Annotated in this window: 1 pseudogene; it reads right to left on the reverse strand. The window is 67.1% G+C overall.

The window, feature by feature from the left end:
• A pseudogene (locus tag HW578_RS27350) lies at window positions 1–609 on the reverse strand (transposase); the annotation flags it as partial.
• Window positions 610–669: the final 60 nt, after the last annotated feature.

The raw sequence follows: 669 nt of genomic DNA on the forward strand, positions 1-669 counted from the left end.
TCTTCCCCTGCGGCACCGCCATCGGCGCCCGCGTGCCGAGCGCGCGCTTGCGCCCACCACGCCGACGCACCCCAAGGCGTTCCGCCCGATACAGCCGGAACAGCTTCTTGTGGTTCAGCCGGTGTCCCTCCCGCCCCAGCAGGATGTGCAGACGCCGGTAGCCGAACCGTCGGCGCTCATTCGCCAGCGCCCGCAGCCTGACGCGGACCTCGCCATCGTCAGGGCGCCGCGAGACGTAGCGATACGTCTTCGGTGCCATGCCGACGAGCTGGCAGGCGCGCCGCTGCGAATAGTCCTTCTCCTCGATCGCCCAGGTCACGGCTTTCCTCCGCGAGCCGGGCGTCAGAAGTTTTTTGCCAGCATCTCCCGCAGCGTCGAGACGTCGAGCATGGATTCCGCCAGCAGCCTTTTCAGCCGCGCGTTCTCCTCCTCAAGGCTCCTCAGCTTGCGGGCATCGGACACCTCCATGCCCCCGTACTTCGATCGCCAAGCGTAGAACGTCGCCTCGCTGATCCCGTGCTTGCGGCACAGATCCGGCGCCGTCGCACCCGCCTGGTGCTCCTTCAGCACCCCGATGATCTGCTCCTGCGTGAACCTCGATCGCTTCATCATCCGTCTCCCTTCGACGGACTCTAGCTCAGGGCGGGGGCATCCAAGGGGGCGGGGTCA

The sequence above is a fragment of the Roseomonas rosulenta genome, assembly GCF_016106005.1.
Taxonomy (GTDB): domain Bacteria; phylum Pseudomonadota; class Alphaproteobacteria; order Acetobacterales; family Acetobacteraceae; genus Neoroseomonas; species Neoroseomonas rosulenta.